The organism is Arthrobacter sp. T572, assembly GCF_056780115.1.
In genome coordinates this window covers 4,126,730-4,142,602 of record NZ_JBRAZQ010000002.1, presented here as the reverse complement: position 1 = coordinate 4,142,602, position 15,873 = coordinate 4,126,730, and the positions used below count along the sequence as shown (strand labels likewise).

Below are 15,873 nucleotides of genomic sequence, written 5' to 3'. Positions count from 1 at the left end.
AATGTTCTGTCGCAGCCGCTCAGCACCAACCCAAACCCAAGAACTGCCGCCACGATGGCATTCGGTCTCATGCTGCGCACGTCTGCTAACTTACTCCTAGGTCCTTAGCGCATACCACGTTGCGTAGGGGAATGAGGAGTACAAATTCCAGATGCTCCTGTCGAGGGTATCCGTCGTGTGGTAGCTGACCCGGATGTCACGTGTGCCAGCACTCCATGGCGAATACGTGACAATCATTGAGTGATCAACATCGGGAGTGCCCTCCCAGTGCACCTGCAGCACGTCCGCGGGTCCGAGGTCGTTGAGGTAGCCAAGGTAGGAAACCCGGCCTTGCGATACGGCGAAGTTGTGAAAGTGCTGGGCTCCGGTCCACGACCAAGTCTGATTGGCCCAGCTGTACCACCAGCTGCTGTCGTATTGATACCAGCCTCCCACGTGCTGCCATCCTCCAGCATTTAAGGACTGGGAGACGAAGTTTTGGCAATCGTTACCGAATTGCCTGTATGCACCGTTTCGGCCGAAGGCCCAGTAACGTGCGTGATTTACCATCGCCGTGTAGTTGTAACCTGCGGCGCGCGAGATTTCCTGATCACTTTTCTGAGGTACAGGCGACTGCTTGACTTGTGGCGCATGGCTGTTCGCAGCCTCAGCCTTCGCTGGGTCCGCCTTTTGGCCGGACTCAATATGGAGTGCGGCGTTAGAGCCAGGCGGGTTCTTCGAATAGGAAAGCTGCTCCGCGCTGACAACTGTAGATGGAGGAATTCCTTCCGAAGACTTTGGTTTGATGGCATCGATGACCCAGCCTGTGCCTGATCTTGAGAAATCCACGACCTGTTCGTACTCGTAACTTTCTGGAGGTCCGCCAGTTGTGTATGTCAGTTCAGTTCGTTCAGTGACCTCTGCGGTGGCGCGGTCTCCAGTGACTTGGAATTTCTCCGATTCAAAGTTCGTACTAATGCCGGAGTAGCCCTGGCCATACCCTGCCAACCTCTTCTTTCGAGCCTTGAGTTCGCTGTACTCAGCTGCGACCTTACTTTTGGACTTGGTACTAAATCTTTGCAGACTCATCTGGTCAGTGGAGTCAAGGCTTTCGCCAACCAGCATCTGCTGGTTTCGCTCATTGATGGCCGACTGCAGGATCGCTGATAGCTCCTTGATTTCGGCCGGTGTTGTCTGAACGGGTTCTGGAGAAGCAGATGCAACTGCAGGTTCGAATGCGCTCAAACCTACGACCACTTCTACTAAAGCGGCGCCTACATGCTTTGCTCTCGTCACTACTTGTCCCCTCTGCGATTGCGGCCGGAGTTTGCAATGCTGAAGCCGGGAATCGATTCATACGTGGATGTCGGCAACCTTCAGTGTTACTCCGCTGATGATCTGAAGTGGCGGCCGTCACCACAACGTGATGCGTCTCACTGGAAATGGTTTCAACTCGTTGGGTTCGCCGCTGACTATCCACATAGCCGACAAACCCATTGCCCTCCCCAGCCCGCGATGGTTCGATGGGACTCATGGCAACCCCAAATACCGCAGAGAGTTATGTCTTGGCGATCGGGACCAAGAAAGGTCTGTGGCTGGCAACCAGCCCGGACCGCAAGGATTGGTCCCTCTCCGGCCCGCACTTCCTGATGAGCGAGATACCAAGCATCGGGATTGATACGCGGGACGGCACAACACGAATCATGGTGGGTGTCCGTTCCGAGCACTGGGGACCCACTGTTGCCCACTCCGACGACCTCGGCAAGAGCTGGACCGAGCCCGAACACGGCGCCATCACCTTCCCGGACGGCACCGACGCCGCCCTGGAGCGCATTTGGCAGATCTACCCCGACGCCGACTCCCGCCCTGGTGTGGTTTGGGCCGGTTGCGAACCAATTTCGGTCTGGAAATCCACCGACGGCGGGGAGCACTTCGAGTTGAACCGCGGTCTGTGGGACCACCCGCACCGGAGCGAGTGGGGCGCCGGCTACGGCGGCGCGGCCGCCCACTCGATCGTGGTGGACCCGTCGGGCGAGAAGGTGCATGTCGCCATGAGCACGGGCGGCGTCTACAGATCGCTCGACGGCGGTACCTCCTGGGAGCCCCGAAACAAGGGGATCTCGGCCTACTTCATGCCGGATCCCAACCCCGAGTTCGGCCAGTGCGTCCACAAAATCGCAGCCGACGCCACTGTGGAAGGCCGTTTGTACGCGCAGAACCACCACGGCGTCTACCGCACGGATGACAACGGTGACAATTGGAATTCAATTGCCGAGGGGCTGCCGGCAGACTTTGGCTTTGTCATGCTGACACACCCCCGCCGCGAAGGGACAGCCTGGGTGATCCCGCTGAAGGCAGACGGCGAACGCATCCCGCCGGGCAGCAAACTCAGCGTTCACCGGACCGCTGACGCGGGAAATTCCTGGACGGAACTGCACACGGGTCTGCCGGACCACGAATACAACGCGGTGCTCCGCGACGCCGCCTCCGTGGATACGGCAGAACCCGTGGGTGTGTACTTTGGAACCCGCGGAGGGTCCGTCTATGCCAGCGCCGACGAGGGCGGGACCTTTACTGAAGTGGCCTCGCACCTGCCGGACGTGCTGTGCGTGAGGGCCGCCGTCGTGGTTGGAAACCCAACGGGCGCGGACCAGCCGCTGGCAGTCGCGGAAGCGACGGTGCTGGCAGAGGCTGCAGAGGTCGTCGAGACAGCTGCGAAAGCAGCCGGGACGCCCGGGGACACTGCCAGCGCTCCGGTACCCGGTTAGGTCCGTTGTGGCTGACATTACGGTCCTGCTGCCTGGCGTCCTGCAGCCGCTCGTCGGCGGACAGTCCTACCTGACTGCGTCCGCCGACGGTGCTGTGACCGTTGGACAGTTGCTGGACACCGTGACCGGTGAATACCCGGTGCTGGCCCGGCGCCTGCGCGATGAAACCGGTGCGCTCCGCCGTTTCGTGAATATTTACGTGAACGGCGATGAGGTCCGGAGGCTGAAAGGGCTTGATACGGAAGTTGCGGGCGGCCAGGAGGTCTTGATAATCCAGTCCGTGGCCGGCGGCTGAGCTGGTGTTCGGGGTCGGGCCAGGCTCACTGTGGCGGTAGTTCAGGCAACGCGCCAAACACTGCATTCGTCGGTGTTGATGGCTTTCCTCATCCCGGAGATGCGGTCCATGATCCAGACAACACCGATTCCCGGCGCTGTTTCCTGGACGAGTCCGCGGCGGACCACCACGTCATCGTAGGCGGGGCCCACGGACAGTCGGGCCTCGATTTCGTCTCCGCGGTGAAGCTGGCTGACGGCTCGGATACGTGTGGTTCGGGTTGTGGCATCCTTCAACATGGTGTCCTCCTCCTGACTGGAGCTTGTGCCTGCAGTTGCCGGCTATTCCAGTGTGGAGGGGCAATGTTGCCGACGTATTTCGGCGTGGTTAGGGTCCGGTAAGCATTGCGGGTTGGTCGCGTATCGGGCTGCTGCCACAAGACGCGCCGAGTGTTGGCCCGGACCTCCGCGGGCTGGTGCGGACCCCGCTGTAACCTGATGTCGGTTCTTGAGACTCACAGGAACCACAGCCTCCGCCCCCGGGAGATTTCATGGGTTTCTTGCGTCGTTCCATTGCGTTGTCCACAGGCTTGGTGGTGTTCGCCACCGGCCTGTTTTTCGTTCAGGCGCCGGCCACCGCCGTGCCGGCACCAACACCGGACAATCCCAACGTCAGGTTCGTCGAGGGAACCCCGCATTCGGAGCATACCTTCGAGGGCCCGGCCGGGGTGGCGACGCAACCAGCCGACGAATCCGCCGATGTCGAATCCCTCCTGCGGGACGGTGCGGCCGCAACCGGCCCGGGCGGCAATATCCGCGTGAAGCTCGTGACAGCCAAGCTGGCCGACAACACGAATGCCGTCTCCATGTCCGGGGCCGAGCAGGCAGTTGTTGCCACCAGTAATTACTGGAAAGCCATGACGGACAATAAACTCTCCATGTCCGTGGCCAGCAAGGTCGCCGGCTTCCAGTCCAAGGCGAGGTCCACGGACAGCTACAGCACCATCATGTCCACCATCACCAGCGAACTGACCTGGGCTCCGAATCCCTACACGGCACTGGTGATCTTCATCCCCACCAGCACCCTGTCCGGCAATGCCCTGGGTGCCGGCTACAGCAGTGGCAGCTACAGCGGCAGGGTCCTGCTGCCGCAGATCAGCAACTTCACCAACAACGTGATCAGCCACGAGTTCGGCCATGTCATCGGCTTGATGCATGCCGATGCGCTGCAGTGCGGCAGCGGAGCCTCGGACGTGGGTGTCAACAGCAACGGCCAGTTCACCGATCCCTCCTGTTACGTCCGCGAATACGGCGATACCACTGACATCATGGGCGCGGCGCAGTTCGCATCACCGGTGGTCAGTTCCACCCTGTGGGACTATGCGGGCTTGGGCCGCGGAGATGAGATCCGCGACGTCGGTGTGGCCACGGGTGTCAAGAGCTATACCCTCAAGCCGTGGGGAGGCACGGAAGCCCAGCGGGCCATCAAGTTCACGGACCCCGTCAGCAAAGAGGTCTACTACCTTGAACTGCGGCAACCGGTCGGCTACGACAGCTACCTTTCCGGCGCAGGCCGGGAAGGAAACCGCGGCGTAAAAATTGTCCAGCGCGGCGGCGCCACCATTGCCTCCTCCCTGATTCTCATGCCGGACACACGGCCATTCAGTGGCTGGTACAGCTCCAACCATGCCTGGCAGGCGGGCTCGACCTTCACCACGTACACGGGCACACAGGTGACCATCAACTCTGTCAGCTCCACGTCCGCCACGGTCACCATCAACGCCGACCCCAAGCTGAAGGCGCGCATGCGCTTCTCGGCCGGGGATTTCGACGGCGACAAACTCGCCGATGTCATCTCCCGCGAAACCGACGGCTCCCTGCTCCTGTACGCGGGCCTGCGCGGGAACCGGCTGGCCAACCCGGTCCAGATTGGCTCCGGCTGGGGGATCTTCAATTCCGTGATCGGCACCTCTGATTTCAACGGTGACGGTTTCCCGGACATTCTGGCCCGGACCAGTGACGGCGCACTCTGGCTCTACCCCGGCAACGGCAAGGGCGGATTCCTGGCCCGGAGCCAGGTGGGTGTTGGATGGCAGGGCTTTACGAGGTTGCTGGCCGTTGGCGACTTCAGTGGAGACGGCCGCGCGGACCTGATGGCCACGACCACCGACGGCCGGCTGTGGCTCTACCCGGGCAACGGCGCAGGAGGCTTTCTGACGCAGCAGCAGGTTGGACAGGGATGGGATGCCTTCACCAGCCTTACCCCTGCAGGCAGCTTCGGCGGCGGGAAGGCCGGGCTCCTCGCCCGCACGGGCGATGGCACCCTCTATGTCTACCCCGGCGATGGCAAGGGGGGCTTCCAGCCGCGTGCCGCCGTCGGGAGCGGTTGGAACCAGGCCGGTGACATTGTTGGCGGGCAGGATCTGACCGGTGATGCAACCGCCGATGTTCTGACCGCCAGCGGCGCGGACATGCGCGTCTACCCCGGCGACGGGTCCGGCTTTGCCGACCGGCTCGCCATCGGTACCGGATGGAGCGCGTTCCGCCAGGTATGGGAAGCCGGGGACTTCGACGGCGACGGCGTGGCCGACATCCTGGCCCGGGGCACTGACGGCGCACTCTGGCTGTATCCGGGCAACGGCTCGGGCGGCTTCCTGCCGCGGGTCCAAGTGGGGAGCGGGTGGAACATGTTCACCGCGGTTCTGTCGGCAGGTGATTTCGACGGCGATCGGCGCCCGGACCTGGTGGGTCGGGCCTCCGATGGAACGCTGTGGCTCTATCCGACCGACGGGTCGGGGCGATTCCTGCCCAGGAAACAGATCGGCACAGGCTGGCAGGGCTTCACGCAGTTGCTGGCTCCCGGCGACTTCACGGGTGATGGCAAGCCGGACATCGTGGGCCAGACCGGCGACGGTGTGTTGTGGGTCTACCCGGGCAATGGCTCGGGCGGGTTCCTGGCTCGGAAACAGATCGGAAGCGGCTGGAACATGTTCAACCTGGTGCTTCAGGCAGGGGACTTCAACGGCGACGGACGTGAAGACCTGCTGGGCCGCGCAGCCGATGGCGGGTTGTGGCTGTACCCGGGCAATGGTTCGGGCGGGTTCCTCCAGCGCTCGTACCTTGGTTCCGGCTGGAACATGTTCTCCGGCATGGCCGCCCTCGGCAACGGGTTCACGGGTACCGGTGATCCTTCCGTTGTGGGTGTTGCCGGAGACGGCACACTGCTCATGTATTCCGGGACCGGGCGCGGGGCCTTCAAGCCGGTGGTGCTGAACCCGCGGTAGATGGTTTTTTCTTGTGGGACACACGGGAATGCCCGGCATGTCGGGGAACATGCCGGGCATTTTCGCGTGTCGTCACCGATGGACGCGCCCTGGAACCGGGAAGGGCGCAGCGAGTGTTACTTGTGCAGTCCCAGCTGGGCCGTGGGAACCTTGGCAGATTCACGGGCAGTCAGCGCGGAGACGGCAGCGATCACGCAGATGACACCGCTGAAGATGGAGATCTGGACCCATCCACCGGGCTTGGTGCCGCCCATGGCAGTGACGATCGCCGGAGCGAAACCTGCCATGAGGAAGCCGAGCTGGGTGCCGATGGCCAGGCCGGAGAAGCGGACCTTGGTGCTGAACATTTCACCGTAGAAGGACGGCCATACGGCGTTGGCTGCTGCGTATCCGAAGGAGAAGAACACCACGGAGACCAGGAACATGAGCGGTACGTTGCCGGATTCCAGCGTCAGGAGGAAGACCGGGGTCATGATGGCACTGGCCAGTGCGCCATAGATGAAGACTGGCTTGCGGCCGATCTTGTCGGCGAGCATGCCGAACAGGGGCTGCGTGCCCAGAGCCACGATGTTGGCCACCACTACCAGCCAGAGGGTGATCGTGCTGCTGACGTGGGCCACATCCTGGGCGTACTTGATGGCCAGGGTACCGAAGACCGTGCTGACAGCGGCAATGAAGGCGCAGCAGATGACGCGGAGAACGTCCCGCCAGTGCAGTCTCAGGAGGTCGGCCACGGGAAGTTTGGCGATCTGGTTGTTCTTCTTGGCTTCTGCGAAGGCGGGCGGCTCATGCAGTGTGCGGCGGATGAAGTAGGCAACGATGACCACCACGGCGCTCAACCAGAACGGGATGCGCCAGCCGATGCCGTACTTGATGTCGTCGGGCAGTGCCACCACCGGGATGAAGACCAGTGCTGCCAGGATCTGGCCGCCCTGGGTGCCTGTCAGGGTCCATGAGGTGAAGAAGGAGCGGCGGTTGTCCGGCGCGTGTTCCAGCGTCATGGATGAAGCGCCGGCCTGCTCGCCGGCCGCGGAAAGGCCCTGGCAGAGACGTGCCAGCACGAGCAGGACGGGCGCCCACCAGCCGATGGTCTTGAAGTCGGGGAGGCAGCCGATCACGAAGGTGGCCGCACCCATGAGGACCAGCGTGAACATGAGGACTTTTTGCCGTCCGATCCTGTCACCGAAATGGCCCAGGATGATGGCGCCGACCGGACGTGCGACGTAGGCGAAGCCGAAGGTCGCGAAGGACATGATGGCTGCATTGGCGTCAGCGTCAGGGAAGAAGACGTGCGGGAAGATCAACGCTGCGGCGGATCCGAAGATGAAGAAGTCGTAGTACTCAACGGCGCTGCCCAGGAAGCTGGCGAGTGCGGCTTTCTTGGGTGTACCCGTTGTTGATTCAGTGCCGGGCGTCGCTGACGGCATTGTTTGGCTCATGGGAGGTTCCTTCTGTGACAACGATGTCGCGGGTAAAGCGAAGAGGGATCGCGAGCGAGGTGCGGCTGGCTTATCCCGACAGTAACCACATGGTGAGAGCTACTTGTGCAATACAGCAATAGTGGCTGTGAGTGCGGTCACTTGTCAAGAGAAGTAATCACCATCTAGAAATAGCTCTCACTATGTGGGAGCATTTCCCTTATGAGTGTGAAAGAGGACACAAAGACCGACATGGTGGGCAAGGCTCTGAGCCTTTTGGTTTTGCTTGGCGACGAACCGAAGGGCGCCAGCGCCGCGGACCTTGCGCGAAGTGCGGGGTTGCCGTTCAGCACCACTTACCGACTGCTTGGCTCGCTGACACGCGACGGGTTTGTGGACTATGAGGCGGATGGTCGCCGCTATCACCTGGGCCTTCGTGTATTCCAACTTGGGCAGCGGGTTTCCAACCATCACGGTTTTGCCGCTACTGCACTGCCCGTCCTCCAGCGAGTCACCGAGCGAACACATGAGGCCACCATCCTGTCAGTGCGCGACGGCGACCATCACCTGACGGTCAACAAGGTCGATGGCCCCAAGACTTTCCGGGTGACCAGCGATCCGGGCCACCTCGGAGCCCTGCATACGACGTCGGTTGGCAAAGCGATCGTCGCCTTCGAAGAGGACGTGGAACGCAAGCGCCTCCTGGAGGAGCTTCCGCTGGAGGCCTTGACGGAGCACTCCATCACGGACCGCGACAAGTTCCGCGAGGAGATCGAGCAAGTCCGCCGCCAAGGCTACGCGGTGATGGATGAGGAAAACGAGATAGGGATGCGGGCCGTGGCTGTCCCGGTCCTCAATTCCCAGGGCCATGCCTTCGCTTCGATCGCCACCGCTGTTCCCGTGTTCCGCCTGACCATGGAGGAACTCATCGCCCATGTGCCCACCCTGCAGGAAGCCGCTGCCGAACTCGCGGCCCGCCTGCCCCAGCGCTGACCCAACTGGGTCGCATTAGTGCGCGTTTTGACCGCGCTAAACGCGCTTAAGTGCGACCTAGTTGGGGGCGAGGGGGAGCGCGGGGGAAAGATGTTCGCGATAAGAACAAGCGTGCGGAATATGAACAACTGTAGTAATCTGAATCATACGTTCGGTCCGAACAGCGTTGAGCGCTTCGGGCAGGCCGTGAAAGTAAAAGGAGCTTGAGGATGAGCAACCGAGCCGAATCCGTTCTGGTGGGCCTGATTGGCGAAGGCGTGATGCCCTCGCTGACTCCGCCCATGCATGAACGCGAGGCCGATGTGCAGGGCCTTCGCTTGCTGTACCGCCCCATCGACCTGCTGGAGCTCGCGCTGCCGGCCACCGCCGTCGGGGATCTCCTGACAGCAGCCCAGCGGATGGGCTTCAACGGCCTCAACATCACTCATCCGTGCAAGCAGTTGGTGCTGGGGCACCTTGACGAAATTTCCGACGACGCCGCTCGCCTGGGTGCCGTAAATACGGTCCTGATCCAGGACGGCCGGTTCGTCGGCCACAACACGGACTTCTCCGGCTTCGGCGCGGCACTCAGCAATGGACTCCCGAAGGCCAAGCTCGACCACGTCGTCCAACTGGGTGCCGGAGGTGCCGGCTCCGCCGTCGCCTATGCCCTGCTCAAGGCCGGCGCCAAGCACCTTGACCTCGTGGACATGGACGCAAGCCGTGCCGGCGAACGCGCTGCCGAACTCGGCGAACTTTTCCCGGCGGCAAGCATCACAGCCCGCAGCACCTCTGAGCTGGGCCAGATTATGCCCCTCGCCGACGGCCTGGTGCACTGCACCCCCGTTGGGATGGCCGCCCACCCCGGCCTGCCGCTGGACATCGACTTGCTCGAATCACGCCACTGGGTGGCAGACATCGTCTATCGGCCCATTGAAACTCAACTGGTCCGCGAGGCGCGCGCCAAGGGTTGTGACGTGCTCGACGGCGGTCGCATGGCAGTTGGTCAGGCGGCGGACGCCTTCAAGATCTTCACTGGCAGGGACGCTGACCGCGACCGCATGCGTGAACACTTCCTGGACCTCATCGCCGCCGAAGAATCCGCACTCGTGAAGGCGGCCCACTGATGCGCACGGGAATCGCCACGGTCTGCCTGTCCGGCACGCTGAAGGAGAAGATGCAGGCCTGCGCCATCGCCGGGTTCGACGGCATCGAGATCTTCGAGCAGGACCTCGTCACCTCCTCGCTCAGCCCGGAAGACGTTCGTAAGATGGCGGCGGACCTGGGTCTCGGCCTTGATCTGTACCAGCCGTTCCGCGATTTCGACGGCGTCACACCGGACCTGCTGAAAGCCAACCTCAAGCGCGCGGAAGCCAAGTTCAAGCTCATGGCCCGCCTGGGCATGGACACCATCCTGGTTTGTTCCAACGTTGCCACGGCCACTATCGATGATGATGAGCTTCGGGCCGCACAGCTGGCCGAACTCGCCGAACTGGCCGGGGACCACGGCGTCAAGGTTGCCTATGAGGCTTTGGCCTGGGGCAAGTACGTCAACGACTTCGAGCACGCTTACCGCCTGGTGGAGATGGTGGACCACCCAAACCTGGGGACGTGCCTGGACTCGTTCCACATCCTCTCCCGCGACTGGGACACGGCGCCGATCGAGGATATCAACGCGGAGAAGATCTTCTTCGTCCAGGTAGCCGACGCCCCCAAGCTGAGCATGGACGTGCTGTCCTGGAGCCGCCACTACCGGGTCTTCCCCGGGGAGGGGCAGTTCGAGCTCGCCAAGTTCATGGGACATGTGGTCCGCGCAGGCTACACGGGCCCGGTTTCCTTGGAGGTCTTCAATGATGTGTTCCGCCAATCGGACGTGGAGCGGACAGCCGTGGATGCCATGCGTTCGCTCATCTGGCTGGAAGAACAGAGCGCCAAGTGGTTGGCCAGCAGCCCGGCGTCCGGCTCGGCAGGAGCCCAACAGAACTCCCGCCGTCGTTATCCCATGGAACTGGCCACCCTGCCCAAGGTGAACGAGCCCGCCGGGTTCAACTTCGCCGAGGTCAAGGCTGACGACACTGCGCAGCTGGAGAAGCTCCTGGGCCAGCTCGGCTTCGAGTTCGAAGGCCGGCACCGGACCAAGGACGTGCAGTTGTGGACCATGGGCCAGGCCCGGGTGATCATCAACGAGCAGGCGGCCTCCCATACGGAACCGGCTATTGCCGCGTTGGGGTTCGACGTCGACTCTCCGGTCATTGCCTCCGCTCGCGCCCAGCAACTCAAGGCACCAGTGGTCGCCCGCAAGGTTCAGGCGGACGAGGAGGTGTTCCAGGGCATCTCTGCTCCGGACTCCACCGAGATCTTCCTGTGCCATGGCAACCCGGACGGAACAGCAGCATGGACGCAGGAGTTCGGCGAGGGGCTGGAGCACCCGCGTGCACGGCAAAGCGCCGTGATTGATCACGTGAACCTGGCCCAGCCATGGCAGCACTTCGACGAGGCCGTCCTCTTCTACACCAGCGCGCTGGCCCTGGAACCCCAGCCTTTCGCCGAGGTTCCCAGTCCCAGCGGCCTGGTCCGCTCGCAGGTCATGGAGACCAGCAATGGTGCGGTGCGGCTGGTGCTGAACCTGGCACCCGTGCAGCAGGCATCCACGCCAAAGACTTATCAGGAACACATCGCCTTCGCCGTCGACGACCTCGTGGCAACAGCCCGGTCGGCGCGGGACCGCGGCCTTGAGTTCCTGCAGATTCCGGCCAACTACTACGAGGACCTGGATGCGCGGTTCGATCTTGTATCCGGATTCCTGGACACGCTCCAGGAACTCAACCTCCTGTATGACCGGGACGCCAACGGCGAATTCCTCCACTTCTACACCGCCACGGTTGGCAGCGTGTTCTTTGAAATGGTGGAGCGCCGCGGCAACTACAACGGCTACGGAGCCCCGAACGCCACAGTCCGCCACGCCGTCCAATACGACTCACTCCACCGGGCCTAGCTGCCCGGACCCGACAAAGAATCCATAGAAAGGAGCCGGCTGTGCCGCAAGACAACACCGCACAAGCCCTCGAATCGGAGGAACTGGTGCCGCCAGCTGAGCCACACGCCGCGCATGAGTCCAAGAAGGTGGAAACGCAGGCGGACCTCAGTGCCGAGATCAAGGCGATCGGCGACCGCTATGCCGAGGCACTGAAGAACGGCAAGGCACCGGAAACCATGCCGCGCCTGGACTACGCACCGTACCGCAGTTCCATCCTGCGCCACCCCACCAAGAACCTGCACCACGCAGATCCGGAGACCATCGAGCTGTACTCGCCGGCGTTCGGCCACCAGGACGTGCACGCGCTGGAGTCGGACCTGACCATCCAGCACAACGGCGAGCCGCAGGGTGAACGGATCATCGTCTCGGGCCGGGTCCTCGACGGTGACGGCCGCCCGGTTGCCGGCCAGCTCGTGGAAATCTGGCAGGCCAACGCCGCCGGACGCTACATCCACAAGCGCGACCAGCACCCCGCCCCGCTCGACCCGAACTTCACCGGCGTCGGACGTTGCATCACCGGCGCTGACGGCTCCTACTCCTTCACCACCATCAAGCCCGGCGCGTACCCCTGGAAGAACCACCTCAACGCCTGGCGTCCGGCGCACATCCACTTCTCCATGTTCGGTTCGGAGTTCACCCAGCGGATCGTCACCCAGATGTACTTCCCGGGTGACCAGCTCTTCCCGTTGGACCCGATCTACCAGTCGATCGTGGACCAGGACGCCCGTGACCGCCTGGTTGCGCAGTACGACCACGAGCTGACCAGCCCCGAATGGGCCCTCGGCTACAAGTGGGACATCATCCTGACCGGTTCCAAGCGGACCTGGACCGAGAACGAAGCATACGGCGACGCCGGGGACGAGGAGTAAGCACATGAGCAAGCTGACACCCACACCGGGCCAGACCGTCGGACCCTTCTACGGCTACGCCCTTCCCTTTAACAAGGACAACGAACTCCTGGCACCGGGCAGCCCGGGCAGCATCCGTCTCCAGGGCACGGTGTACGACGGTGCGGGCAACACCATCCCCGACGCCATCCTGGAAATCTGGCAGCCGGACTCCGACGGCAACATCGTTCAGCGCACCGGCTCACTGGTCCGTGATGGCTACACCTTCACCGGTTGGGGCCGCGGCTCTGTTGGAAACTCGGGCGTGTACACCTTCACCACGGTCAACCCGGGGCCGCTTAAACCCGGAGCGGCGCCGTTCATCTCCGTGGCGGTCTTCGCCCGTGGCCTCATGAACCGCCTCTTCACCCGCGTCTACCTGCCGGAAAACGAGGAAGCGCTGGCAAACGATCCACTGTTGAGCTCGCTTGACCCCGAACGCCGCAAGACGCTGATCGCACGCCGCGATCCCGACGGTGGACTCTCCTGGGACATCCGCCTGCAGGGTGGCGACGAGACCGTGTTCCTGGACTTCCAGCAGGACGGTTCGCTGGATCTGGCCTCGGACCAGTCATGACCGACGGCGACTTCGGCATCCTCAGCCCCGTCACTGCCTCGCCTGCGGTGACGGCGTTGACGGGCGACCGTGCCGTGATTGCGGCGATCCTCGACGTCGAAGCTGCCTGGGCGGCTGTCCTCGAGGAAGCCGGGCTCGCACCCGAAGGTTCGGCAGCTGTGGTGGCCGAAGCCGCCGACCCCGGTCACTACGACCTCGCCGTCATCGCCGAACGCGCCCAAGGCGGCGCCAACCCGGTAATCCCGCTGCTCGGTGAACTCCGCGCCCATGTGCGCAGCCTGGATGCAAACGGGGTCGGCGCCGGGAAAGCCGTCCACACCTCCCTCACCAGCCAGGACGTGCTGGATTCGGCACTCATGCTGCTGGCCAGCCGCACCGTTTCGGCGTTGCTCACTGAAGTGAAGAGCACGACGACGGCGCTCGCCACCCTGGCGGAACAGCATGCGGACACGCTATGCGTGGGCAGGAGCCTGACGCAGCATGCGCTTCCCTACACGTTCGGGCTCAGGGCGTCGCAGTGGTTCCAAGGGGTGGCTGCGGCTGCGTCGCGGTTGGCTTCGCAGGAGTTGCCGGTGCAGTTCGGCGGTGCCAGTGGAACGTTGGCATCCGGGTCCAAACTGACAGCCGGCTCTTCAGAGACGCCCTTCACGTTGGCCGACTCCTTGGCCCTCAAGCTCGGCCTGGCCGCGGCTCCGGCACCCTGGCACACCAACCGTTTGGCCGTCACGTCCCTCGGGGATTCCCTGGCTTCCCTGCTGGATGCCTTTGGCAAGATCGCCGTGGACCTGGTGTTCCTGAGCCGCCCGGAAGTGGGCGAACTCGGCGAACCCCTGGCTGCCGGGCGTGGGGTGTCGTCCGCCATGCCCCAGAAACAGAACCCTGTGCTGTCCGTGCTGATCCGCAGTGCGGCCCTCCAAGCTCCGGGTCTTGGTTCCCAGCTCCACCTGGCCGCTGCGAGCTTCAACGACGAGCGGCCGGACGGTGCCTGGCACACGGAATGGCCGGCGCTGCGTCGGCTCCTCGCGCTGGCGCTCGGTGCCGCGCTTCAATTGCGCGAGCTCGCGGAAGGTGTCCGGGTGTTCCCCGAGGCCATGCGCAGGAACCTGGAGATCTCGGGGCCGTTGCTCCTCAGCGAAGGTGTGGCGGCCGCCGTCGCACCTCTCCTGGGCGGGGACGGAAAGCAGAAGCTGCAGGCCGTCGTCGACGAAACACTTTCGGCTCCCGCTGGCCAGCAGGCGGACACCTACCGGAAGCTCCTCCGCGAGGCCGTCCCGGCGGACACGCTGTCCGACGAAGAGTTGGACGCCTTGCTGGATCCCGCGAGCTACCTCGGCGAGGCCGCGGAAATCAGCCGACGCATCCTCGCCGCCTACCCCGAATTCACCGCTTCAACGAAGGGAGCCCATCGTGGCTAAGCCAACCGTCAAGGCTGTGCTGCTGTCCCCGCAGCGCGAACTGGGAACCAAGCCGCTCCTGGTGGTGGGCCCCTCGCTGGGTACCTCCACGGTGCTGTGGTCCGAAACCGCCGCCTCGCTCGGCGACGAGTACGACGTCATCGGCTGGGACCTCCCAGGCCACGGCATCTCGCCAGCCGCCACGGAAGGTTTCGATGTCGCGGAACTGGCGGACGCCGTCGTCGATCTTGTGGAATCTGTTGCGCCGGGCGCGAGGTTCCATTACGCGGGCGTCTCGCTGGGCGGGGCTACGGGCCTGCAGCTCGGCATCAAGCACGGTGACCGTCTCCGCAGCCTGTCCGTCCAGTGCAGCGGCGCCAAGCTCGGAACCCCGGATGGCTGGCTGGAACGCGCGGAGACTGTGCGGAAGCTGGGCACTCCCGTGATGATCCAGGGCTCGGCCGAACGCTGGTTCGCCAAGGGCTTCATGGACCGCCAGCCGGAGATCAGCAGCCGGCTCCTGCACGCGCTCCGCGACGCCGACCGCTTCAGCTATTCGTTCTGCTGCGAAGCCCTCGCTGCCTTCGATGTCCGCGAGCAGCTCGGCAGCATCACCGTCCCCACCCAGGCGATAGCCGGCGTCGAGGACACAGTGGCACCGCCGCCGTTCGCGGAGGAAGTGGTGACCGGCGTGCGCGCGGGCGGCACCTTCGCGGTGGCGGAAGCGCTCGACGGCGTCGGGCACCTGGCGCCTGCCGAGGCACCCGCCGTCGTGGCTGGTTTGATGCGGAACTTCATGAAGGAGAACGGACTGTGAGTACCTCTTCAGAGCGGAACGGGGCTGTCCAGCCGGAGGCCACCGCGCAGGAAATCTACGACGCCGGCATGGTGGTGCGCCGCGAAGTGCTCGGCGACGCACATGTGGACCGAGCCAACGCCGGCAAGGATTCCTTTACCGAGGACTATCAGGACATGATCACCAGGATCGCGTGGGGTGGGATCTGGACGCGGCCAGGGCTGAGCCGGCAGATGCGTTCCGCCGTCACCCTGACGGCGCTGGTGGCGCACGGTCACTGGGAAGAACTGGCCATGCACGTCCGGGCCGCCCTCAACAACGGCCTGAGCAGGGACGAGATCAAGGAAATCCTGCTCCAGACCGCCATCTATTGCAGCGTGCCGTCGGCCAACTCGGCATTCAAGACGGCCCAAAAAGTATTCGCAGAAATCGACGCTGCATCCACCCCCAACTCACCCAACTAGGTCGCAGTTAAGCGCGTTTAGACC

14 protein-coding genes are annotated in these 15,873 nt (G+C 63.6%); 11 read left to right on the top strand and 3 right to left on the bottom strand.

The annotated features are described in order from the left end of the window. Positions 1-96: 96 nt before the first annotated feature. Positions 97-1,275 (bottom strand): amidase domain-containing protein, encoded by a 1,179-nt coding sequence (locus tag ACUYMZ_RS20395; protein WP_481605681.1) that lies wholly within the window; start codon positions 1,273-1,275, stop codon positions 97-99. 227 nt (positions 1,276-1,502) lie between these two features. Here ACUYMZ_RS20395 and ACUYMZ_RS20390 point away from each other — a divergent pair, with 227 nt between their 5' ends. Continuing rightward, positions 1,503-2,747: a WD40/YVTN/BNR-like repeat-containing protein gene (locus tag ACUYMZ_RS20390; protein WP_481605679.1), complete on the top strand. Its 1,245-nt coding sequence runs from the start codon at positions 1,503-1,505 to the stop codon at positions 2,745-2,747. 7 nt (positions 2,748-2,754) lie between these two features. Next, positions 2,755-3,042, top strand: a complete 288-nt coding sequence (locus ACUYMZ_RS20385; RefSeq protein WP_387439476.1) for a MoaD/ThiS family protein — start codon at positions 2,755-2,757, stop codon at positions 3,040-3,042. Between the two features lie 41 nt (positions 3,043-3,083). On the opposite strand, the gene ACUYMZ_RS20380 is transcribed toward ACUYMZ_RS20385, so the two are convergent. Next, positions 3,084-3,320 (bottom strand): hypothetical protein, encoded by a 237-nt coding sequence (locus ACUYMZ_RS20380; protein WP_426004858.1) that lies wholly within the window; start codon positions 3,318-3,320, stop codon positions 3,084-3,086. 251 nt (positions 3,321-3,571) lie between these two features. On the opposite strand from ACUYMZ_RS20380, the gene ACUYMZ_RS20375 reads away from it, so the two are divergent. Further along, complete coding sequence (locus ACUYMZ_RS20375) at positions 3,572-6,304, top strand: FG-GAP-like repeat-containing protein (RefSeq protein ID WP_481605676.1); 2,733 nt, start codon at positions 3,572-3,574, stop codon at positions 6,302-6,304. 116 nt (positions 6,305-6,420) lie between these two features. On the opposite strand, the gene ACUYMZ_RS20370 is transcribed toward ACUYMZ_RS20375, so the two are convergent. Then, positions 6,421-7,743, bottom strand: a complete 1,323-nt coding sequence (locus ACUYMZ_RS20370; protein WP_426004856.1) for an MFS transporter — start codon at positions 7,741-7,743, stop codon at positions 6,421-6,423. 201 nt (positions 7,744-7,944) lie between these two features. Between ACUYMZ_RS20370 and ACUYMZ_RS20365 the strand changes: the two genes are divergently transcribed. The 8 genes from ACUYMZ_RS20365 (at position 7,945) to pcaC (ending at position 15,849) form a co-directional block, all read left to right on the top strand. Next, positions 7,945-8,715 carry an IclR family transcriptional regulator gene (locus tag ACUYMZ_RS20365; protein ID WP_481605674.1) on the top strand — a complete coding sequence of 257 codons (771 nt, stop codon included), beginning with the start codon at positions 7,945-7,947 and terminating at the stop codon, positions 8,713-8,715. A gap of 209 nt (positions 8,716-8,924) precedes the next feature. After that, the gene (locus ACUYMZ_RS20360) at positions 8,925-9,821 is read left to right on the top strand and encodes a shikimate dehydrogenase (protein WP_481605672.1); all 897 of its coding nucleotides are present in this window, start codon (positions 8,925-8,927) and stop codon (positions 9,819-9,821) included. Further along, positions 9,821-11,689 (top strand): bifunctional sugar phosphate isomerase/epimerase/4-hydroxyphenylpyruvate dioxygenase family protein, encoded by a 1,869-nt coding sequence (locus ACUYMZ_RS20355; protein ID WP_481605670.1) that lies wholly within the window; start codon positions 9,821-9,823, stop codon positions 11,687-11,689. Before ACUYMZ_RS20360 ends, ACUYMZ_RS20355 begins: the two co-directional genes overlap by 1 nt. A 41-nt stretch (positions 11,690-11,730) precedes the next feature. Further along, a complete protein-coding gene (pcaH, locus tag ACUYMZ_RS20350) occupies positions 11,731-12,600 on the top strand; it encodes a protocatechuate 3,4-dioxygenase subunit beta (RefSeq protein ID WP_442423176.1) in 870 nt (289 codons plus the stop codon). A gap of 4 nt (positions 12,601-12,604) precedes the next feature. Continuing rightward, positions 12,605-13,195 (top strand): protocatechuate 3,4-dioxygenase subunit alpha, encoded by a 591-nt coding sequence (gene pcaG, locus ACUYMZ_RS20345; protein ID WP_426004849.1) that lies wholly within the window; start codon positions 12,605-12,607, stop codon positions 13,193-13,195. Further along, entirely contained in the window at positions 13,192-14,610 is a 1,419-nt protein-coding gene (locus tag ACUYMZ_RS20340) for a lyase family protein (RefSeq protein WP_481605668.1), read from the top strand. Before pcaG ends, ACUYMZ_RS20340 begins: the two co-directional genes overlap by 4 nt. Next, positions 14,603-15,406 carry an alpha/beta fold hydrolase gene (locus ACUYMZ_RS20335; protein ID WP_481605666.1) on the top strand — a complete coding sequence of 268 codons (804 nt, stop codon included), beginning with the start codon at positions 14,603-14,605 and terminating at the stop codon, positions 15,404-15,406. Before ACUYMZ_RS20340 ends, ACUYMZ_RS20335 begins: the two co-directional genes overlap by 8 nt. Continuing rightward, a complete protein-coding gene (gene pcaC, locus ACUYMZ_RS20330; RefSeq protein ID WP_481605664.1) occupies positions 15,403-15,849 on the top strand; it encodes a 4-carboxymuconolactone decarboxylase in 447 nt (148 codons plus the stop codon). The genes ACUYMZ_RS20335 and pcaC overlap by 4 nt, the downstream gene beginning before the upstream one ends. Positions 15,850-15,873: the final 24 nt, after the last annotated feature.

Coding starts and splice junctions, on each gene's coding strand:
- ACUYMZ_RS20370 (WP_426004856.1), bottom strand. CDS start 7,743: ATGAGCCAAACAATGCCGTCAGCGACGCCCGGCACTGAATCAACAACG.
- ACUYMZ_RS20375 (WP_481605676.1), top strand. CDS start 3,572: ATGGGTTTCTTGCGTCGTTCCATTGCGTTGTCCACAGGCTTGGTGGTG.
- ACUYMZ_RS20355 (WP_481605670.1), top strand. CDS start 9,821: ATGCGCACGGGAATCGCCACGGTCTGCCTGTCCGGCACGCTGAAGGAG.
- ACUYMZ_RS20360 (WP_481605672.1), top strand. CDS start 8,925: ATGAGCAACCGAGCCGAATCCGTTCTGGTGGGCCTGATTGGCGAAGGC.
- ACUYMZ_RS20365 (WP_481605674.1), top strand. CDS start 7,945: ATGAGTGTGAAAGAGGACACAAAGACCGACATGGTGGGCAAGGCTCTG.
- ACUYMZ_RS20340 (WP_481605668.1), top strand. CDS start 13,192: ATGACCGACGGCGACTTCGGCATCCTCAGCCCCGTCACTGCCTCGCCT.
- ACUYMZ_RS20380 (WP_426004858.1), bottom strand. CDS start 3,320: ATGTTGAAGGATGCCACAACCCGAACCACACGTATCCGAGCCGTCAGC.
- ACUYMZ_RS20390 (WP_481605679.1), top strand. CDS start 1,503: ATGGGACTCATGGCAACCCCAAATACCGCAGAGAGTTATGTCTTGGCG.
- pcaG (WP_426004849.1), top strand. CDS start 12,605: ATGAGCAAGCTGACACCCACACCGGGCCAGACCGTCGGACCCTTCTAC.